This window comes from Nostoc sp., from assembly GCF_036916735.1.
Taxonomy (GTDB): Bacteria; Cyanobacteriota; Cyanobacteriia; order Cyanobacteriales; family Nostocaceae; genus Nostoc.
In genome coordinates, this window is sequence record NZ_JBALFV010000100.1 from 62,511 (window position 1) to 83,500 (window position 20,990).

19 protein-coding genes and 1 tRNA gene are annotated in these 20,990 nt (G+C 42.0%); 9 read left to right on the forward strand and 11 right to left on the reverse strand.

Features of this window, described 5'->3' with window-relative positions; translation table 11 throughout:
• The first annotated feature begins 580 nt into the window (after window positions 1-580).
• From V7L20_RS23190 to trxA, 3 genes are all read left to right on the forward strand, one after another.
• Window positions 581-1,111: a YdcF family protein gene (locus tag V7L20_RS23190; protein WP_334746400.1), complete on the forward strand. Its 531-nt coding sequence runs from the start codon at window positions 581-583 to the stop codon at window positions 1,109-1,111.
• Window positions 1,112-1,582: 471 nt separating this feature from the next.
• The gene (locus V7L20_RS23195; protein ID WP_334746342.1) at window positions 1,583-2,746 is read left to right on the forward strand and encodes a GuaB3 family IMP dehydrogenase-related protein; all 1,164 of its coding nucleotides are present in this window, start codon (window positions 1,583-1,585) and stop codon (window positions 2,744-2,746) included.
• A gap of 357 nt (window positions 2,747-3,103) precedes the next feature.
• The gene (gene trxA, locus V7L20_RS23200) at window positions 3,104-3,427 is read left to right on the forward strand and encodes a thioredoxin (RefSeq protein ID WP_229553437.1); all 324 of its coding nucleotides are present in this window, start codon (window positions 3,104-3,106) and stop codon (window positions 3,425-3,427) included.
• A gap of 148 nt (window positions 3,428-3,575) precedes the next feature.
• Here the strand turns inward: trxA and V7L20_RS23205 are convergent, their stop codons facing one another.
• The gene (locus V7L20_RS23205) at window positions 3,576-4,169 is read right to left on the reverse strand and encodes a MarC family protein (RefSeq protein WP_334746343.1); all 594 of its coding nucleotides are present in this window, start codon (window positions 4,167-4,169) and stop codon (window positions 3,576-3,578) included.
• Between the two features lie 209 nt (window positions 4,170-4,378).
• On the opposite strand from V7L20_RS23205, the gene V7L20_RS23210 reads away from it, so the two are divergent.
• Together V7L20_RS23210 and V7L20_RS23215 are read left to right on the forward strand one after the other, a co-directional pair.
• Complete coding sequence (locus V7L20_RS23210; protein ID WP_334746344.1) at window positions 4,379-5,191, forward strand: carbon-nitrogen hydrolase family protein; 813 nt, start codon at window positions 4,379-4,381, stop codon at window positions 5,189-5,191.
• Window positions 5,192-5,241: 50 nt separating this feature from the next.
• Window positions 5,242-5,523 carry a hypothetical protein gene (locus V7L20_RS23215; RefSeq protein WP_334746345.1) on the forward strand — a complete coding sequence of 94 codons (282 nt, stop codon included), beginning with the start codon at window positions 5,242-5,244 and terminating at the stop codon, window positions 5,521-5,523.
• Between the two features lie 96 nt (window positions 5,524-5,619).
• Here the strand turns inward: V7L20_RS23215 and fba are convergent, their stop codons facing one another.
• Entirely contained in the window at window positions 5,620-6,699 is a 1,080-nt protein-coding gene (gene fba / locus V7L20_RS23220; protein WP_300423302.1) for a class II fructose-bisphosphate aldolase, read from the reverse strand.
• A gap of 220 nt (window positions 6,700-6,919) precedes the next feature.
• Between fba and V7L20_RS23225 the strand changes: the two genes are divergently transcribed.
• Window positions 6,920-7,075, forward strand: coding sequence for a hypothetical protein (locus tag V7L20_RS23225; protein WP_334746346.1), 156 nt, complete (start codon window positions 6,920-6,922; stop codon window positions 7,073-7,075).
• A gap of 87 nt (window positions 7,076-7,162) precedes the next feature.
• On the opposite strand, the gene V7L20_RS23230 is transcribed toward V7L20_RS23225, so the two are convergent.
• The 4 genes from V7L20_RS23230 to pdhA form a co-directional block, all read right to left on the reverse strand.
• Window positions 7,163-8,491 (reverse strand): sensor histidine kinase, encoded by a 1,329-nt coding sequence (locus V7L20_RS23230; protein ID WP_334746347.1) that lies wholly within the window; start codon window positions 8,489-8,491, stop codon window positions 7,163-7,165.
• Between the two features lie 500 nt (window positions 8,492-8,991).
• Window positions 8,992-9,063, reverse strand: a tRNA-Lys gene (locus tag V7L20_RS23235).
• A gap of 60 nt (window positions 9,064-9,123) precedes the next feature.
• Window positions 9,124-9,993, reverse strand: coding sequence for an aldose epimerase family protein (locus V7L20_RS23240; protein WP_334746348.1), 870 nt, complete (start codon window positions 9,991-9,993; stop codon window positions 9,124-9,126).
• Between the two features lie 123 nt (window positions 9,994-10,116).
• Window positions 10,117-11,151, reverse strand: coding sequence for a pyruvate dehydrogenase (acetyl-transferring) E1 component subunit alpha (pdhA, locus tag V7L20_RS23245; protein WP_334746349.1), 1,035 nt, complete (start codon window positions 11,149-11,151; stop codon window positions 10,117-10,119).
• Between the two features lie 767 nt (window positions 11,152-11,918).
• Between pdhA and V7L20_RS23250 the strand changes: the two genes are divergently transcribed.
• On the forward strand, window positions 11,919-14,222 hold the full coding sequence (locus tag V7L20_RS23250) for an IMS domain-containing protein (RefSeq protein ID WP_334746350.1): 2,304 nt from the start codon (window positions 11,919-11,921) through the stop codon (window positions 14,220-14,222).
• A gap of 668 nt (window positions 14,223-14,890) precedes the next feature.
• On the opposite strand, the gene dhaL is transcribed toward V7L20_RS23250, so the two are convergent.
• The 3 genes from dhaL to V7L20_RS23265 form a co-directional block, all read right to left on the reverse strand.
• Entirely contained in the window at window positions 14,891-15,538 is a 648-nt protein-coding gene (dhaL, locus tag V7L20_RS23255; protein ID WP_334746351.1) for a dihydroxyacetone kinase subunit DhaL, read from the reverse strand.
• Window positions 15,539-15,667: 129 nt separating this feature from the next.
• Window positions 15,668-16,744 carry a dihydroxyacetone kinase subunit DhaK gene (gene dhaK, locus V7L20_RS23260; protein ID WP_334746352.1) on the reverse strand — a complete coding sequence of 359 codons (1,077 nt, stop codon included), beginning with the start codon at window positions 16,742-16,744 and terminating at the stop codon, window positions 15,668-15,670.
• A gap of 318 nt (window positions 16,745-17,062) precedes the next feature.
• Window positions 17,063-17,938 carry an MBL fold metallo-hydrolase gene (locus V7L20_RS23265; RefSeq protein WP_334746353.1) on the reverse strand — a complete coding sequence of 292 codons (876 nt, stop codon included), beginning with the start codon at window positions 17,936-17,938 and terminating at the stop codon, window positions 17,063-17,065.
• 128 nt (window positions 17,939-18,066) lie between these two features.
• On the opposite strand from V7L20_RS23265, the gene V7L20_RS23270 reads away from it, so the two are divergent.
• Both V7L20_RS23270 and V7L20_RS23275 read left to right on the forward strand, forming a co-directional pair.
• Window positions 18,067-18,270 carry a transposase gene (locus tag V7L20_RS23270; RefSeq protein WP_334746401.1) on the forward strand — a complete coding sequence of 68 codons (204 nt, stop codon included), beginning with the start codon at window positions 18,067-18,069 and terminating at the stop codon, window positions 18,268-18,270.
• Window positions 18,271-18,341: 71 nt separating this feature from the next.
• A complete protein-coding gene (locus V7L20_RS23275) occupies window positions 18,342-18,563 on the forward strand; it encodes a zinc ribbon domain-containing protein (RefSeq protein WP_334746354.1) in 222 nt (73 codons plus the stop codon).
• Window positions 18,564-18,695: 132 nt separating this feature from the next.
• Here V7L20_RS23275 and V7L20_RS23280 read toward each other — a convergent pair whose 3' ends face one another.
• Complete coding sequence (locus V7L20_RS23280; RefSeq protein WP_334746355.1) at window positions 18,696-19,160, reverse strand: hypothetical protein; 465 nt, start codon at window positions 19,158-19,160, stop codon at window positions 18,696-18,698.
• 769 nt (window positions 19,161-19,929) lie between these two features.
• Window positions 19,930-20,883: a heme o synthase gene (locus V7L20_RS23285; RefSeq protein WP_334746356.1), complete on the reverse strand. Its 954-nt coding sequence runs from the start codon at window positions 20,881-20,883 to the stop codon at window positions 19,930-19,932.
• Between the last annotated feature and the right edge of the window lie 107 nt (window positions 20,884-20,990).

The window sequence follows — 20,990 nt, forward strand, 5'->3', positions numbered from 1 at the left end:
TAATTTATAAACTCTGCTCCGAACAGATGGATTTATCCGGTCATCTGGAAAAACCTACGAAAAACCTAACTCCCTTCCCGACGCTATAAGAGGGAAATTTCAAAGTCTCTCTCCTTAAAGGAACCTGAGTTCGGGATAAGCTGAAACCCTTATTATACCGTTGCTTGATTTTGGGATATATCAACGTACTTTTGTCGTTTCAGGCTGTTAAAGTTAAATAAATCTCATTAACCCGAACTGACGTTAAAGCAAGAAAGAAATAGAAGTGAGGTCTTCCAGATGACCTGAATTTTCATCTTCTAAATGAAGTTCTTTGAGAATATGTTAAAACCCTTTGATGGATTGTCCGATATCGGTTAGGATAATCCATCAACAATCAATTAGAGGAAAAATTTTAAGCACGCTTAATCGCGCTGCAACATAAAAATCACCCAAATATAAACTTGGACAGATTTTATAGGAGTTTGCTACTCTACTATCAATTGTTGTTTTTCTTCTAGTCAGAGGAAATTTTGGATTCAGTATATAAAGTTATCGAGCCTTGAATAAGCTATTTTTTACAGGTAAATCTTTTCCTTTTATGGCTTTTGTCCTATCACTAATGATTTGGTGGGGATACAAAGAAGTACAAAACCAATTTGTACAGCCGCAAGCAGTTATAGTGTTGGGTGGTTCAACGAGACATTTGGAGCGAGAGAAGTTTACAGCCGAATTTGTCAGCCAGCATCCAAATATACCAATTTGGATTACCGGGGGTAGTCCAGCTAGATTCACCCAACATGTGTTTACTAAAGCTGGTGTTGATCCCAAACGTTTACATTTGGACTATGAAGCTGTAGATACCGTTACTAATTTTACTACGTTGGTAGATGATTTGCAAGCTCGTGGCATCAAAAGCGTTTATTTGATTACTTCAGATTTCCACATGCGCCGAGCTTGTGTCATCGGCGAAATTATTTTGGGTAGTCGAGGTATTTATTTAAAACCAGTGCCCGTTCCTTCAGAAAAACCCCCCGAATCTATCGAAAAATCTATTCGTGATGGAGCTAGAGCAATACTTTGGATAGCAACTGGTTACACTGGTGTGAATGTAGTTAAAAATAAACGGTAAATCAAACCAATTTTGGATTTTGGGTCACACCTTTGGTGCGCTTCCAGCACAACTTGGATTTTGGGTTGTGGAATTGAAAATCTTCAGATTCAGAAGGTTTATCGATTTGGAACTATCCAAACTTTTCCAATTTAGTATCATTTATGAGAATTTGCCTGATCTTGATCTAAGTCAATATAGGCAAATTCAGAAAACTAAAGCCAATGATATAGAGACTAGCTAAGTAATAATAGACACATTCAAGTACAATTGCCGAAAACTAGCGCAACACCAACCTTCAAAGAACATAATATAAAAAACAATTAACAATTTTTGCTCATTTGTTTGCCTGGTAAATCACTTTGCGTCCATAAAAGTTTCGAGCGGCGGCTCGGGTAAGTCGAATTTATCTGTGTAGTTCAGGGAAAAAACGCCCCAACTTATCTCACAATTTGATACCCTATCTTAAACAGATTTGAGAAAAATTAAAGCGTGGAAATTCAACTTGGACGGGGAAAAACAGCTCGCAGAGCTTACGGAATAGATGAAATTGCTCTAGTCCCTGGTAATAGAACACTAGACCCCAGTTTGGCAGATACTAAGTGGCGTATTGGCAATATTGACCGAGAAATCCCAATAATTGCCAGTGCGATGGATGGTGTTGTAGATGTTCGCATGGCTGTACGTTTGTCACAGTTAGGAGCATTAGGTGTCCTGAATTTAGAGGGTATTCATACTCGCTATGCCGATCCAGACCCAATATTAGATCGGATTGCCTCTGTGGGGAAAGATGAATTTGTTGCCCTGATGCAAGAACTCTACGCCGAACCAATAAAGCCGGAATTAATTGAACAACGGATTCAGGAAATTAAACAACAAGGTGGCATTGCAGCAGTAAGTGCGACTCCAGTGGGTGCAAGTAAATATGGTGAGGTAGTGGCAAAAGCTGGAGCAGATTTATTTTTTGTACAGGCTACGGTAGTTTCTACTGCACATCTGTCACCAGAGTCTTTAGTGCCACTCGATTTAGCAGAATTTTGCCGTTCTATGCCCATCCCCGTGGTATTGGGGAATTGTGTAACTTACGAAGTCACCTTGAATTTATTGAAAGCAGGAGCGGCTGGGGTACTGGTGGGAATTGGGCCTGGTGCTGCTTGTACGTCTCGTGGAGTTTTGGGTGTAGGTGTACCACAAGCGACTGCGATCGCAGATTGTGCAGCAGCACGAGATGATTATTACAACGAAACTGGCAACTATATTCCCATTATTGCTGATGGCGGTTTAATTACCGGTGGCGATATTTGTAAATGCATCGCCTGCGGTGCCGATGGTGTGATGATTGGTTCTCCCTTTGCCAGAGCCGCAGAAGCCCCAGGAAGAGGTTATCATTGGGGCATGGCAACTCCCAGCCCAGTCTTGCCCCGTGGCACCCGCATTCGCGTTGCCACCATTGGTAGTTTAGAGCAAATACTCGTTGGGCCAGCAGGGCTGGATGATGGTACTCACAATCTTTTAGGGGCTTTAAAGACCAGCATGGGCACTTTAGGAGCCAAAAATATTAAAGAAATGCAACAAGTAGAAGTTGTGATTGCGCCTTCTTTATTAACGGAGGGTAAAGTTTACCAAAAAGCTCAACAATTAGGTATGGGGAAATAGAATTGGACACTGGGGACTGGGGACACAACGACTGCGCTCAGTGCATTGCTGGGGACTGGGAAAAAGTTATTCTAATCCCTAATCCCCAATTCCCAATTCTTTAATAAATTTTTCTAGCCCCCTAAACAATTGCTGGAAAAATCCTATATCTCGCCTACAATAGAGATAGCGGAGACGAATGTTTCCGTTCACTCCTCACACCACACTCCGCCCGGACTAATGTTCGGGCGGTTCCTTATGTTTATAAATAAATTCTAGAGCTTCTTTGCAAATGTACATCCTCGCACTTCCAAGCTGAGGTTTTTGCTATGGTAGAATTTTCACCAAGTTCAGATATTATTGACGAAGGTTTTAGGCATGTCAACAGCCGCGCAAGTTACCGATTCTAGTTTCAAGCAAGAAGTACTCGACAGCGAAGTACCCGTTTTAGTTGACTTTTGGGCACCCTGGTGCGGACCATGCCGTATGGTAGCTCCTGTTGTCGATGAAATCTCCGAACAATACAAAGGTCAAATTAAGGTCGTCAAAGTCAACACGGATGAAAATCCTCAAGTTGCTAGTCAGTACGGCATCCGCAGTATTCCCACATTAATGATTTTTAAAGATGGACAAAAAGTGGATATGGTAGTCGGCGCTGTGCCTAAAACTACATTAGCTTCCACTCTCGAAAAGTATCTTTGAAACTCAATTGGCAATAAACTCCTCTTGAGTTGCCCATCTTGCTCTAACTTTAGGTTAATTTTTATAAACAAGTTTGAGAGGTGCGAATTTCTTGTCTCTCAAACTTATTTACATTTGTATACAATTTCAGAATATTTTTAGGAGTTTTCTAGCTCAAAAACAATTCCTTAATTCCCGTACTACCAATTTCCACCGCTAGCGCCGCCAACAAAAAACCCAAAAGTTGAGTCACAATCACTCCTCCTTCTGCACCAATCCACTGGTCAATCAGATTTGCTAAACGCAAAATCAACCAAGTGATAAACATCGCCCCTAAGATACCCACTGCCACAGCAATATGCGGACTCTGCGATTTCGACATCAGCAACATCACCGTTGTCAAAGTCCCCGGCCCTGCTAATAATGGTAAAGCTAGTGGAGTAATTGCGACATCGCGTCCTTCTTCAATAATCGGCTGATCTAATTCTCCCCGCAGCATTTGTAAAGCAATTAACAGCAACAATAGTCCTCCTGCTACTCGCAAAGAGCCGATACTGATTTCCAAGTAATTTAAAATTATTTGCCCTGCAAAGGCAAATAGCAAAAGAACTACGATCGCAATGATAATTGCTTTATCTACAACTTTGTTTCTTTGGTCTGGCATCATGCCTTTAGTCAAAACTAAAACAATCGGTATATTGCCCACAGCATCCGCCAAGACAAACACAGCAATAAATGTTTGAATGAGAATAGAAATATCCACAGCAGGTAGGTTTGATCACGGTTTGATCACAACCTAATTCTTATCTTACTCAGTTTGCTAGAACCCAGAGGAAGATTAAGATCAGCATAAAACAAGTCTGTTAAAGAAAATCTTGGCTGACTCATTTCTAATTAAGTTCTACAGATGTTGAAGTAGCGATATATTTTGATAATCTATCTTGCATAAATCAACTATTCGTTGTTGAATCTATGAAGTCTTATTTAGCCGCCGCTATTCAATTGACCAGTGTGCCCGATCTACAGAAAAATTTGGCACAGGCAGAAGAATTAATAGAGCTTGCCGTGCGTCAAGGTGCCCAATTGGTTGCTTTGCCAGAAAACTTTTCCTATATGGGAGAAGAAAAAGACAAACTCGCGCAAGGTGATGCCATCGCTCTTGAAAGTGAAAAGTTTCTCAAAAAAATGGCTCAACGCTTTCAAATTACGATCTTAGGCGGCAGCTTTCCAGTCCCGGTAGACAATACAGGCAAAGTTTATAACACCACTTTACTCATTGACACAAACGGTCATGAACTTGCCCGCTACTACAAAGTACACCTATTTGATGTTAACGTCCCCGACGGCAACACTTATCGGGAATCCAGCACGGTTGTAGCTGGTACGCAACTACCACCTGTCCATTTTTCCGAAAAACTTGGTAATTTAGGGCTTTCCATTTGTTATGATGTCCGCTTCCCCGAACTGTACCGTCATCTAGCAAATAAAGGAGCTGATGTTATCTTTATTCCCGCCGCCTTTACCGCCTTTACAGGCAAAGACCACTGGCAAGTACTACTACAAGCCAGAGCCATCGAAAATACTGCCTACGTCATTGCTCCTGCCCAAACAGGCAATAACTATGCCCGTCGTCTAACCCACGGACATGCGGTTATTATCGACCCTTGGGGAGTAATTTTAGCCGATGCTGGAGAAAAACCGGGAATTGCGATCGCAGAAATCAAGCCCACTAGGCTCGAACAAGTCCGCCGTCAAATGCCCTCTTTACAACATCGGGTATTCTAGGCAGGGAGTAGGGAGTAGAGAGTGGGAAGCAGGGGAGAGAAGGGGACAAGGTGACAAAAGTTAGATACTTGCAACAAGTCTTCCATTCTTCTTGTCTCCAATGCCCAATGCTCAATAATTCTCTTCTTAGGCTGCGCCGTAAGCGTAGCTATGCCGCAGGCTTTACGACTATGCCCAACTCTACCAGAGGCTGCGCCCTAAGCGTAGCTATGCCGCAGGCTTTACGACTACCAAGAGGACAAGCTCAGTACAAATCCGCTCAGGCTGAACTCAGGACAAGCTCAGTACAAGTGCCCAATGCCCCATTCCCCATTCCCAGCCCTTATGAATAAAACAAAAAACCGGGTATTTCCCGGTTTTTGACAACATTCAAATCCTCAGTTTTAGGAGTATAGCAGGACTATGCCCCTATTTATTTTTTGTCAAAATTAAACTTTAGCAGCTGCCTTGGTAACAACGTTGAGTTCACCTTTAGCATACTTAGCAGCAAAATCTTCTAAAGAAATTTGCTTAATCTTGCTTGCGTTGCCAGCAGTACCAAATTGCTGATAGCGTTCAGCACATACCTTCTGCATATATGTAATTGAAGGTTTGAGGAAGTGACGGGGGTCAAACTCCTCTGGTTTTTTAGCCAAAGCTTCACGTACAGCAGCAGTAATAGCCAAACGGTTGTCGGTGTCAATATTTACCTTACGTACACCGCTCTTGATCCCTTTTTGGATTTCTTCTACAGGTACGCCGTAGGTTTCAGGAATTGCACCACCATACTGGTTAATTAGCGCCAGCAAATCTTCAGGTACAGAAGAAGAACCGTGCATTACCAAGTGGGTGTTAGGCAGACGGCGGTGAATTTCTTCAATGCGGCTGATGGCCAAAATTTCGCCAGTCGGCTTGCGGGTAAACTTGTAAGCACCGTGGCTTGTGCCAATGGCAACAGCCAAAGCATCTACTTGGGTTGCTTCTACGAAATCAACAGCTTCATCGGGGTCAGTTAACAGTTGAGAGTGGTCAAGTGTACCTTCAAAGCCGTGACCATCTTCAGCTTCACCAGCACCAGTTTCTAGTGAACCCAAACAACCGAGTTCACCTTCGACGCTGACGCCCAAAGCATGAGCTACATTTACAACTTCGCGGGTAACACTAACGTTGTACTCGAAGCTAGCGGGGGTCTTAGCATCAGCTTCTAAAGAACCATCCATCATCACGCTGGTGAAGTTGTTCTTAATTGCTGAATAGCAGGTAGCAGGCGCATTCCCATGATCCTGGTGCATGACAATGGGAATGTGAGGATAGGTTTCTACTGCTGCCAAGATCAGGTGACGGAGAAAGTTTTCTCCTGCATAATTACGAGCGCCGCGTGAAGCTTGTAAAATTACGGGGCTATCTGTCTCGACAGCAGCCTTCAGGATCGCCTGAATCTGCTCCAAATTGTTAACGTTGAAAGCTGGGATGCCGTAACCGTTTTCAGCTGCGTGATCCAACAGCAGCCGCAGTGGTACAAGCGCCATAGATAGTCCTCCTAATGTGGTTGTCAGCTAGTCGGTCTGAGAGAAGCGTAATTATTACGCTAAATCTTAAGAGTTTTTTCAACTTATAGGAAATTATAACTAGTGTCGTGTGTCTATGTTGAAAAAGTTTACGCCATCGTTCATAAACATACCCGTTGATAAACATGCCTTATATTTCACCTATTCTACTGTATGGTAAGTTACGCCACGTTTAAAGGCTTTGGTAACTCTGTATCCTAGATTGCTCACTGAAGGCGATCGCCTACAAGGGTTAGTAACACTTTTGTGCGAATACGTTACCCAAGTGCGATCGCACTCAAACCATCTGCAAAATCTCAATTCCAATAAAAAGCGATCACATTTTCCAAACGCCTAAATGAATGATCAGTGATCGCTCTTTATAAGTATTCAAATTCAGTAGACCGAAAAGTTCTGCACTAAAATTAAGATTAAATAGCTAGATTTATGAAACATTGTTTAGGCAGTCCTGTCGAATTGGGATCTCAATCACAAACTCGGTTTCCTGACCGGGTATGGAATGGCATCGCAGTGAGCCATTATGCTTCTTAGTCACAATCTGGTAGCTGATAGATAACCCCAATCCAGTCCCCTTGCCAACTGGCTTAGTGGTAAAAAATGGGTCAAACAATCGTTCTTGAGCGAATTTTGAGATACCAAGACCGTTATCTACAATCCGAATCTGTATCTGATGTGAATCAAGCATTTTAGTACAAATCAGAATTTGACTGGACTGTTGCTCAATCTCCCCAAACGTGCGCTGTTGGTCTCGTTCTTCGAGGGCATCGATTGCATTGCAAATGATATTCATAAACACCTGGTTCAGTTGAGAAGCTTTGCACTCAACCAACGGCAGGTTGCCATAATTCTTAACCACTTTAATTTCGCGGTCAAACTTGCCTTTCAGGCGATGCTGCAAAATCATCAGCGTACTATCAATGCCCTCATGGATGTTGACCTGTTTGATCTCAGCCTCGTCCATACGGGAGAAGTTCCGTAAAGAGCGGACAATCGTTTGAATTCGGACTGCTCCAACTTCCATTGAGGAAAATAACTTGGGCAAATCTTCTAGCAGGAAATCTAGGTCGATCTCCTCGCTTTCGGACTGGATTTCCACCACTGGTCTGGGATAATGCTTTTGATACAACCGCAGCAGTCTTAATAGGTCTTGAGTATAGTCATTGGCAGGCTTGAGGTTGGCATAGATGAAGTTCACTGGGTTATTAATTTCATGCGCTACTCCAGCGACTAACTGCCCTAAACTAGACATTTTCTCATTTTGCACTAGCTGAGTTTGCGTTCGCTTCAGTTCAAGTAAGGTAGTTTCCAACTCAGTTGCTTTCTGACGCAGCTGAGCTTCTGACTCTTGCAAAGCTTTTTCAACTTGTTTATTAGCACTGATATCACGAGCAATTTTGGAGATACCAATGATTGTACCTTTCGAATTTTTAATTGGAGAAATTGTTAGCGAGATATCAATCAGCGTCCCATCTTTGTGTTGACGCACGGTTTCAAAGTGTTCAACTCGTTCTCCTCTGCTCAATTTCTGAATAATTTGGGTTTCCTCGTTGATCCGATCACCAGGAAAAAGTATTATCCCATGTTGACCAAGTACTTCTTTTTCCTTATAGCCAAATATTCTTTCTGCACCAAGATTCCAGCTAACAATTACTCCATCTAAGGTTTTGCTGATAATAGCATCCTCAGAGGACTCTACAATTGCCGCTAGGCGAAACAAAGCTTCTTCAGCTTGCTCCCTTGTCAAATTTTCCATATTAATTTACTTCCTAAATTAATAGATAAAGGGCATACCCAAATTCTTGACTATTGTCTGTTTCAAATACTCCTTTTTTGTTCCCATAAAAGGAAAAGACTCAGCTTTACACAACTTTAATTAGTATTCCCTGAAGTATTAAATAATTAACATTTAAGTTTTTATAACTTACGTATTATACGTGTATACTATAGGAATCATATTTGATTTCTTAAAAACCACGAGATAATACTGATAAAAATATCTGTCTAACAGCGAACAATAATAAACCAGTATCTACAAGCTGCGATCGCAGAAGTAGCCGTAAAATCACTCAAATAGGTAGACAACTCAGTTAATTTCGATTAATCTGTAATCTTTCTTTTATCTTCAGCAAAAAGCGATCGCTCATCTGATCTTTTATTCTCCAGAGCGATCACATTCACAAAATTTCACTAACAATAAAACTCGCCTCTGCGCTCATCTCAAAAGCTTCAGCGAGTACTCCTTAAACTTTTATATGGGTCGCCCGGGATTCGAACCCGGAACTAATCGGTTAAAAGCCGAGTACTCTACCGTTGAGTTAGCGACCCTTTCATTGCATTTCGCAACTTTGCCATCATAGCATAGATATCTATAGATTTGTAAAGGGTTTAGAAAAAATTAGCGGTCAACCTTATAGATGCTGTATGGCTAGCTCCTGGTGCTAACACAGTCAGGTTATCACCAGTATTGAGAGAGTTACGGGTGGCACTCCACGGTTCTAAACAGTAGAATTCTTTGCCTTTGACTGTCCAAAATACCAGCCAGGTAGAGAAATTATCATAATCCAAAGTGAGTTTTAACTTCCGGCTGGGATCTCTAGCAGTGGCTGATTGACTTGTTAACTGTCCAAAGGCAAAATCAATTTCATCACGGCTAAAGTCAAAATTGCCGTCAAAAGAATGAATTTCCTTAGTTTGATTGTCTTGATACTGCTTAGAAGGAATTTCAAACTCTAACTGTGTTTTATCACCACACAGAAAGTAAGGATGGAAACCAGCCGAAAAAGGCATTGGTGTGGATGACAAATTTTTATACTGCTGGCGGACTTCTAAAATATTACCTTGAAGTTCGTAGGTAAAAGCCAGCTGAAAATCAAAAGGATAAACTGCCTTGGTTTGCTCATTGCTATCAAGAACAACAGTGAGACTAGCTTTATCTCCAGTTTTCTGTCCTGTTGCTGACCACGGCAATTCACGGGCAAAACCGTGTTGTTTGAGAGTATATTGTTGCCTGTTGTGAGTGTAAGTATTATCTGGTAGATTGCCACAAATAGGAAACAAAATTGGATTCCCACCTCTAACACTCAACTCAGGATGAGTAAAGCGTTCAGTATCCAGATAGAAAATTTCTTGCCCTTGAATGCGCCAACGGGTGATGATGCCACCACGTTCTGGTACGACTTCCAACTGAGAACCTGCGCCTTCGTCAGAAAGAATGTAAGTCTTGTACTGTTGCTGTTGAACTGCAATGCTAAACACAAATTTTAGTCCTGGGATTAGGGATTGGGGATTGGGGATTAGGGATTAGGGATTGGAGATTGGGGATTAGGATTAAAATAACTCTTTCGCAGTCCCCAGTCCCCAGCCCCCAATCCCCAGAATTTACTCGTCTTCTGCAAACACGAAACGATATAACTCGCTCTTATCTGGTTCAGGGCTGCTTTCGGCAAATTTAACCGCTTCGTCGATTACATCCTGAATTTTACGATCAATTGCTTTGATTTCTCCCTCATCCGCCAGATTTTGCTCTACCAAATAAGCTGCCAACTTCTTAATTGGGTCACGGGCGAACCAAAATTCTTTTTCCGCTTTGCTTCGCATTTCATCTGGGTCAGCCAAGGAGTGACCCCGGAAGCGGTAGGTAAGCGCCTCAATTAATGTTGGGCCTTCACCTGCACGGGCACGGGCTACAGCTTCTTGAGCCACGGCTCGGACTGCCAGTACATCCATACCATCGACTTCCACGCCCACCATGTTAAATACACTGGCTTTTTTATAAATCTCTGGCTGGGAAGTTGCTCGTTCGTGAGACATACCAATGGCCCACTTATTATTTTCGACTACAAAAAGAATTGGTAGTTTCCAGAGGGCTGCCATATTTAGCGTCTCGAAAAACTGACCATTGTTAGCTGCACCGTCGCCAAAAAAGCAAGCTGTCACTTGGTCAGCATTTTTATCTCCAAGCACTTCGCGGCGGTATTTGCTTTGAAAAGCCGCTCCAGCTGCTACAGGAATTCCCTCAGCCACAAAAGCATAGCCACCCAGCAAGCGATGTTCGGCAGAAAACATGTGCATGGAACCACCGCGCCCTTTGCTGCAACCTGTGGCTTTGCCAAATAATTCTGCCATGACCTCTTTTGCTGGTACACCCGCACTCAAAGCATGAACGTGGTCGCGGTAAGTACTACAAACATAATCTTCACCCGGTCGCATTGACTGCACAACACCACTGCAAACAGCTTCTTGACCGTTGTACAAATGGACAAAACCAAACATTTTGCCCCTGTAGTACATTTCAGCGCACTTGTCTTCAAACAAGCGCCCTAACACCATATCCTCATACAACCGTAACCCTTCTTCTTTAGTAATGTGCGTAGTAGCAGGATTAAATGTGGGTAAAGTACGCTCTTGAACCATTATTTTTGAGTATCCCTGTTGTACAACTTAAAAGTTATGGTCTTAAATAAGTTGGTCTGATAACACCTCAGCTTTTAACAGGCTAGCGTTTGTAAGACTCAACAATCAAACTTTATTTATGCACCAAAAAAGGGTCTTAGGGAATAGTTGAATTTATAGTTTTTGATTTTTAACTTTTGAGCTCATACCCCGTGGGGATTTGACTCTAACGGCAATATCTGCCGCTTTAGGTTTTCTCTATCACTATTCCCCTTCACAGAGTAGCAATCAAGATAGACTGCTTTCTGCATATCCATTAACAATTTAAAAAAAGCAGGCAAAAATCTATAATACCCAAATAAGTAATTGTAATGAAGGGTAAATTATGATATGATTTTCTTCTCATGTTATCAGGGTAAATCCCTAATAGTGGTATTTTTGTTACCTGCATAGTGGGAAAGTCCCAAAAAAATCAATCATCAATAGATTCTTCCAGCCACAACAATTATGCCGTAATTAAAAGTGGTAGTTGTGGTTTGTGGTATCGAAGGCTGATAATAGTTGTGTTAAACAAAAATACTAAGAATTAAAACGAACAATTGAGGCTTTCTAGGTGAAAGCAAAAAATTAGTACTAAAATGTGACTCAAAATTTCGGGAAGGTACAAAACAAGTTGTTGCAATATACACTTGTAGAGTAAATTCTATACGGTATTTTTATGGCACAGTTTTACAGGCCTGGAACGCTCTAGGTGAATTATGTTGATCGCGGTGCAGGGGAAGTAGACTGTGCGAATTCCGCTAGATTACTACCGAATTTTAGGACTACCGTTAGCGGCAAGTGATGAACAATTGCGGCAGGCATACAGCGATCGCATTGTACAATTGCCACGACGTGAGTATTCTCAGGCAGCAATTTCTTCTCGTAAACAACTCATAGAAGAAGCTTACGTGGTTTTATCAGATCCAAAACAACGCAGTACCTACGATCATCTCTATCTTGCCCACGCCTATGACCCTGATAACCTTGCTGCTGCCGCAGTAGCCAAGGAAAATCGTCCAGAAAGCACCAAAAGGGGTATTGACACCCAGAGTCTGGGTATCGAAATTAGCCAAGACGAATTAGTTGGCGCTTTATTAATTTTGCAAGAGTTGGGCGAATACGAGCTTGTATTGAAACTAGGTCGTCCGTACCTAGTAAATAAAAATAGTGCTAAAAGTGTAATAAAAAGTAATAATTTAACAGATGAAGAAATATATGAAAGCCTTGAACATCCAGATGTTGTTCTCACTGTTGCTTTTGCCTGTCTCGAATTAGGTCGTGAACAGTGGCAGCAAGGTCATTATGAAAATGCAGCCATATCTCTAGAAACGGGTCAAGAGTTACTAGTACGTGAAGGGTTGTTCTCCACTGTACAGGCAGAAATTCAGGCGGATCTTTACAAATTGCGACCATATCGAATTTTAGAGTTGTTGGCACTACCTCAAGAAAAAACTGCCGAACGAAGCCAAGGCTTGGAATTATTGCAAAATCTCTTAGAAGATCGTGGTGGCATTGATGGCACCAATAATGATCAATCGGGTTTAAATATAGATGACTTTCTGCGATTTATCCAGCAGTTACGCAACCACTTAACAGTAGCAGAACAGCACAAGTTATTTGAAGCTCAAAGCAAACGTCCTTCTGCTGTTGCCACTTACTTAGCTGTTTATGCTTTGATAGCGCGGGGATTTGCTCAACGGCAACCTGCTTTAATTCGGCAAGCAAGGCAAATGCTCATGCGTTTGGGCAAGCGCCAAGATGTACATTTAGAACAGTCGCTATGTGCATTACTCTTGGGACAAACCCAAGAAGCAACTCGTGTTTTAGAACTTAGTCAGGAGTACGAAGCTTTAGCTTTTATTCGGGAAAAATCTCAAGACTCTCCAGATTTGTTACCGGGGCTGTGTTTATATGCAGAACAGTGGTTGCAACACGAAGTATTTCCTCATTTTAGAGATTTAGCAAACCAGCAAGCTTTCCTAAAAGATTACTTTGCTAACCAACAGGTGCAAGCTTATTTAGAAGCACTGCCAACTGATGCAGAAACAACTAATGAATGGGCTGTAATTAACCCTCAGTATTTTGCCCAACCCAAGATAAATAATTCTTCTTTCCACAACAATTCAACTAGCACTTTAGGGCAATTTAATTACAGCAGAACACCTGACCCAGATTTGCCAAAAACACCAACAAAAGAAACGTCCGAATATCCAAACTTTTCACCACCTATGTGGAATTCATCTGGAAGTGTAAAATCAGAGGTTCCTGCTGCTGAACGGGTGAGTAGAGGCACCAATCAGCATTTGAACGGTTCAGCTAAAAGTGTTGCACCCGGTCATAACCAAAAGCGTAGGCAAAGAAAACCTACTCAATCTGCTAGCCGAGAGCGGATACCAGATAATCGTCCTCATTCTCGTCGTCCCCGGCGGCGGCGAACTTTTGCTAACACCATCGAAGGTAAAACACGGCTGGTATGGAGAGTGTTTATTTCTTTGGTGAGTCTATTAGTTCTCTGGGTGGTAGTCACAACAACTTTTGGATGGTTAAAAAATCTGTTTTTCCCTACACCACCTATGCGTGGTTCAGAATTATTTGTGGAAATAAATAAACCACCAATAGCTATTCCTGATCCAAATAGTAAACTAGAATCATCAGAAGGCCCTCTAACAAATGCAACGGCAGAGGGAGTCATTAGGACTTGGTTATTGACGAAAGCTGAAGCTTTCGGGCCGAATCATGAAATTAATAATTTAGAACAGATTTTAACTGGTTCAGCTTTGTCTAAATTGCGGCAGACTGGTGAACAGTATAGGTTAGAAAACCAATACTACAAGTACGACCATAGTCTGAAGATAGAATCTGTAGAAACAAGTGATTTATTTGCAGATCGTGCTGTAGTTAAAGCTACCGTTAAGGAAGCGAAGCAGTTATATGAAAATGGTCAGTTTCAAAAGTCTTATAACGAGAATTTGCGAGTTCAATATGATTTGATTCGAGAACGAGGTAAATGGCGCATCCAAAGTATATATGCTGTCAATCAGATAATTTAGATAAATTTAAGTTTTTAGGCAATGGCTACGACTCATACCAATTCGCAATACTTCGGCTACGCTCAGTACAAGTTCGCAATACTTGGGCTACGCCCTTACTCTTCTTAGGCTGCGCCCTAAGCGTAGCTATGCCGCAGGCTTTACGACTACCAAGAGGACAAGCTCAGTACAAGTTCGCAATGGGCTTCGCCCTGCTACACTAACGCAATTGAGAAATTTAGATGTAGCAAGGCAATCCCTGCTTACATCTGTTGCCTTATTTTAGAGAATTGGTATCAACCCTGCGCTGAAGGTTTTCTTAAAAAGCTTTAACAATTATCAGTTATCAGTTAAAAATGTAACTCAAATGGGAGTCAGAGTCTCCTACTTATAATAAGTGGTGTGTTTCAGTCGGGAATTTGACCACGACTGAAACCGTGATAACTGATAACTGTTGACTGTTTAGCTCAGGTGCTAAACAGTTGACTTTGACAAAAAAATTTCAAGGTTCAAAATCTCCTTCAACTTCTGAATCTTAAATCGCTATAAAAATAGAGAAATAATTTTTATTTTCCTTTTAATAATGGCTACAACCGCGCAATATACCTGCCTGCGCGGTCGAAGTTCTTAAATTGCATTAATAGTCAGGCTTACAATCCTTTCCCGAATTGAAGCTACGTAAACTACTTCTAGTGGACTGGCTCTTTAGAACTTTCCAATACACTTAACAAACTTTTCAACATCAAATAAGCAGAAGTTGCTCCTGGATCTGGATGTCCAATACTGCGTTCTCCCAGGTAGCTAGCCCGTCCCTTTCTCGCCTGCATCGGTATAGTTTCCTGCAACCCTTTTTGGGCTGCTGCTACAGCCTGTTGTATCGCTTCCAGCGTCTTCTTAGTTTCTTTTACAGCTTGTCCAAAAGCGACTACAGCCGGAGATAGCACATCCACCATTGTTTTGTCTCCTAGTTGTGCTTTGCCACGTTGTAGCACCCCGTCTAAGCCTGCTTGGAGTAGCCCTAAGACATCTTGTTCTGTTAATTCTTGCTTACCAACTACTGCTGTACTGGCTCGCAAAAACCAAGTGCCGTAAAGAGGGCCACTAGCACCGCCAATGGAAGAAATCAAGGTCATACTCACAGCTTTGAGAATGCTGCTGATGTCCTTGTCTGTAAGAGTTGGTAACTGAGCGCTTACCTTTTTGAAGCCGCGATCCATATTGATCCCGTGGTCAGCATCTCCGATCGCAGCATCTAATTCTGTCAAATATACTTTATTCTGCTCTATCTCGGTTGCAAAAGCCTGCAACCATTGTAATATCTGCGCCTGACTCAACATATTAAAATAATTCGTAATGATGCTCGAATACTCGCTCTAAGCGTTCGCGTAGCGTCTCGTAGAGAAGCTATGCCGTTCGCGCAGCGTCTCCGATAGGAGAAGAGAAGGCTTTACGCTACGCTAACGTAATTATGAAATTCCCCAGCGCCAACTTGGTGTTTTGACTGGTGCATCCCATAGGCGGATCATCTCATCATCTAATTTCAGCAGGGTAATGGAGCAACCTTGCATTTCTAAAGATGTGATGTAAGGGCCTATCAAGTTTCGCACAATTTGCAATCCTTGCTGCTCGCAGATTTGGGCGAGTTTACGGTAAACAATATACAGTTCAGAAACGGGAGTTCCACCCATACTATTGACGAAAGCTAATAAGCGATCGCCTTTGGCAAATGGGAGATTTGTTAGTTCTACATCTACCCATTCTCCTTTGTCTTCATCCCACTCGCGTAGTGTGCGGCTGTATGCTGCATCCTCAATGAGCGATCGCGTTAAAATTTCGGTAATCTCATCTACTGGTTTGATAGCTGTACGTTCTGTTCCTGGTTCCCCGTGGATACCGATACCTAATTCGATTTGGCGATCGCCCAATTCAAATGTCGGCGTTCCATTAGCGGGCACTGTACAAGATGTTAGAGCAATCCCCATACTTTGCCCATTCAGATTTACCCGGCGACATAAGTTTGCTAATTGTGGCAAATCATACCCAGCCTCAGCCGCCGCACCACAAATTTTTTCCGCCAGTATTGTTGTTCCCACACCCCGGCGTCCTTGGGTATAGAGACTATCCTTGACTGCTACATCGTCATCAATCAAAATATTTAGCGATGGAATGCCTTCACTACGGGCTAACTCCGTTGCCATTTCAAAGTTCATCACATCGCCACTGTAATTTTTGACGATATAAAGGATACCTGAACCTCCATCTACTTGCTTGGCTGCTTCTAGCATTTGGTCTGGAGTAGGTGAAGTGAAAACCTCACCAGGACAAGCTGCATCCAGCATTCCTCTGCCCACGAAGCCAGCGTGCATTGGTTCATGTCCACTGCCACCACCAGAAATAATTGCTACTTTCCCTGGAATAGGTGCATTGGCTCGATAGACAAAGGCAGGATCGTAGTTCAGTTTAATTAAATCGGAATGAGCCGCCGCCATACCTTCTAGACTTTCCCGCACAAAGTCTTCCGGCTTGTTGATCAGCTTTTTCATAATCCGTGTTTGGTTAAAAGGGTGTTAAAATCCAGGTTATAGCGCTTCTGGTTTGTATGCAATATAGTCTGACTTCTCTCTAAATCTCTCTCCTAAAAGAAGAGAGACTTTGAATTTTCTTCTTTCCCGCGTCGAGAATGGGGTTAGGGGGTTAGGTTTTTCTATATGATGTGAAAAGTCATACCAATTTTGTATGAAGATGTGCCTAATAATGCAAGAAATAAAGAACGAACCACCAACAGCGCCAAGTACGCCAAGAAATAAGAAATTAAGAGATTTGGCACAGTTTCACAAAGAAATGGTATCAGTTATTTAACGTCAATTCAAAGATTCCATCCACTCAATACACTTGTGCATCTGCTGGCGCATGGTTTCCCTATCAGCATGAAACCTTCGCCCATGACCTGGTAGCACCCACTCAAAAGAGTAATTAGCCAAGTTACGCATTGATTTAGTCTGTTTTGACCAAGAATACCAGCAGAAATCGCGGAATGCAGCCAATTGATGCAGGCTTTCTGACCAAGCGAGATGGTCGCCAGTGAACAGAAACTTATTTTTATAAAGTAGAACAGTTTGCCCTTTGGTGTGACCGGTAACTGGGATAATTAATAAATCTGGAGTCAAAGTAAATGGTTCTAAACCAGTTAGCTGTATTTCTACATTGCGAGTATCGGCAGTAATATCATCAGCATGAAGGATGCGATCGCACTGAAAATGTTCCGCAAACTTTTGATGATCTGCCACATCATCCTTATGAGTTAGGTACATATAACGAATTCCACCCATATTTTCTAAACGCTTAACTAAAGGCGGCGTAAACCGGGGAGAATCTACCAAAATGTTACCTTCTGCAAGCTGAATTAAATAACTAGTAGCAGCGTAAGATTTTTCAGAATGATAGCCGCAGTGGTAAACATTTTCCGCTACTAATATGGGAAACTGTTGTTGAGCAACTTTGATATCTTTTGGTTTCTCAACTGTACCAATAGAACTGGTAGGACATGCCAAAAGTGCTTCAAGTGCTGCTAATCTTTCCGTATCATTCGTTGGTTGATGATAAACCGCTGACTGTTCATCAACACGATAAAACACTTCAGGAGTCATCCAGCGACAGGTATCACAATCAATACAGGTAGTATCTATATAAAAATCGCCGTTGACGTTTTGGGAGCGACGTTGATTTAAATGAGCCATATTAATCCTTTTGTTTGTAGTTGCTTACTGGGTAGGGATAAACTCTATATCACTAAGCTAGCAAAAGCGGACTGAGACTGGAGACACCACTAGAAGTAAATCTGCTCAAAAATATAAGCACTGCTAAAATATTTCCTAAGCCTAAACATTACAAAACTAATTTAGAAAAACTTAGAAGATTATCTAGAAAGTTTGCTAAAAAAGTTAATGGTTCAGCTCATAAACAGAAAGCCAAATTACACTTGGCTAAACACCATGCAAGGGTAACTAATCTAAGAAAAGACCTCTTTATAAAATTACTACTTACTTATGCAAAAATCACGCTAGAGTAGTTATTGAAAACCTAGCTGTAGCCAATATGGTTAAAAACCATAAGTTAGCTTAGGTAATAGCTGACTGTGGTTTGGGGGAGTTTAGAAGACAGTTAGAATATAAAGCTAAGAAATTCGGCTGTGAAATTATAATAGCTGATCATTGGTATCCATCATCTAAAACTTGCTCTAACTGTGGACATATTCAAGATATGCCACTTCAAAAAAGAGTTTCCAATTGTGATCGTTGTAGTCATTCAATAAATCGTGATCTGAATGCCGCGATTAATTTATTATGGTTGGCTTCGTCATGAATGCTTACTGAGGGCTAATCGCTTCCATACTGCCTACAAAGTAAGAAATAAAGTTTATACAAGTACAGACTTTATATAGGAGGTAAGAAAGTTGATATTTGGTTCAGGGAATATTAAATCGTTGTTTTGAGCTTAGAGCGAATCTACTCCAAATTCCTGGGGACGATGGCGAACCGCTGTATAGGCTTTCATTGGCGGCAATTCTGGTCGTCTTAAAAACCAGTATTCTGAAGCATCAGAGCCGTAATTAAATCCCACAATTACCACATACTCTTCCTTGGGCTTATAGGTGTCAATCACATTAAAAAGTTGAGCATACTCGATCGACTGTTCTTTCGCCGCTTGTGAGAGGGTCATCATCTTCCAGGGTTCACTTCTTTGCGCCACATAATGCACTTTACTTCCGATCGCAGATGGACTTTCTGTGATTGAAAAATCGTTGCCACCAGAATGCTGGATATTCACGACTTTATGAAGATAAAGGTAGCCTCGACCTGAGCGCTGATAAAACTTCCACGCCTGGGCGCTAAACAGGACTTCACATTCATCGATGATGTTTCTTGCGATTTCGACTCTCAGTTCGCGTTCAGGTGTCATGTCAGTTCACCCGTGCAGTGGTCAGGCTTCTTACCCTCATTTATCATAGTAACAGAAGACAAGAAGTAGGGAGTTGTGATCGCTATGTGTCGTTTAAGCAGTTATAGACAGCGACTTTAGGTGTTGTTGATGGCGGCGCATTCCTTCAACTAGCATTTCTCACAAGTTCCGCGATGTCTGTGACGGACTACGCCTATGCACTCTTCATAATCCTTACCCTGAATATGTTTCGGGACTTTTTGAGAGTTTATTTTTTCATGCAGTGTAAAAAACTGGAATCTAGATTTTATAAGGCTTTGAGGATTGTGATGAGAAATCCGGGTTCAACTATAGCTTTCTCATTAGGATCTAAACCGTGTGTAGATGCCTGATTGATGCCAGGGCAAACGCATCTTATTTAGTAATAATGGTTCTTCCGGTAGTTTTATGGAGAATTAATAGAAAAATGCCAGTTCAATAAACTGCATAATCGAAAATTGCTAATGAATCCTTACCCTTTTTTAGATGACTCAAGTTAATGTTTAATATTTGCGATACCGCTAAGAAGTTTTTGAGCTAATATGATTAAAATTTTACTTGCGTAGGCGTAGCCCGCACTTCTTTACGAGACGCTCTTGCTAGCTTGCTTCCACGAAGTGGTACGGCAAGCTCAGTGACCATCGTAGACATCGCAAATACACCACACTCTAAATTATGTATAATTTAGAGTTTATTAAAAACGCGATCGCGCCAATCAATTTTCCAACGCGATCGCTAAATTTTGCATTCCCTAAGCAATAAAATGCAACTGCTTGATCGCTGCACTAATTAGATTATGGGTGACAGGAAGACTATCAACTACCATCCCCAGACACAACAGCATCATGTAGGAGATGGAATAGAGAAACAACTCTTTAGCTACAGTGCGATCCTCTGGATTCTGTAACAACCGCCAAGATTTGTGGATAAATAATCCTCCCAGAATTAGGGCGATCACAGCGTAAAGAACTCCACTTGAACCCAAAGGATAAACCAATAACAGGGTTGCAACTACAGTGATCAGCGTATAGTACCAAATCTGCTTCACGGTTGCTCTGTCACCTTCAATTACAGGTAGCATTGGTATCCCAACCTTTGCATAATCATCCCGAATCATCAGAGCTAAAGCCCAGAAATGGGGAGGTGTCCACAAAAAGACAATGGCAAAAATTAACCATGCTGACCAGCTTAATGTGCCCGTGACAGCAGCCCAACCCACTAAAGCCGGAATTGCCCCAGCAGCCCCACCAATGACGATATTCTGGGTGCTGTGGCGTTTTAGCCAGTGGGTATAGACCAAAATATAAAAGACGATGCCAGAGAAGGCTAACAGGGCGGCTAACAGATTGGCAAATACTGCTAGGAGTGTAAAGGAAATCGTCGCCAGTGCGATCGCAAAAATTAGAGCATCGCGCGGCTGCACCTTACCAGAAGGCATCGGACGATGGCGTGTCCGCTCCATGTCATAATCAATATCCCGGTCATAGACACAGTTAATTGTCTGGGCGCTTGCAGCAGCCAAAGTGCCACCAGTGAGAGTTACTAGCAACAGCAATGGGTCTACTTCTCCCTTCGCAGCAATCCACATACTCCCAGCCGTGGTAATTAAAAGCAACGGAATAATCCGAGGCTTCGTTAGCTGGTAGTAACTTTGAATTACCTGTAAAAATGTTCCGTGGTGGCGAGAGACATTAGTCTCAATCATTTTGGCTCTGATTCCTTATTTTTCAACAACTTATATGCAGCCCCCGCTCAAGCTGGCTCTTTCAGGCAAACGAAAACACAGATTTTCTGCACCTGCATGGGTCGCAA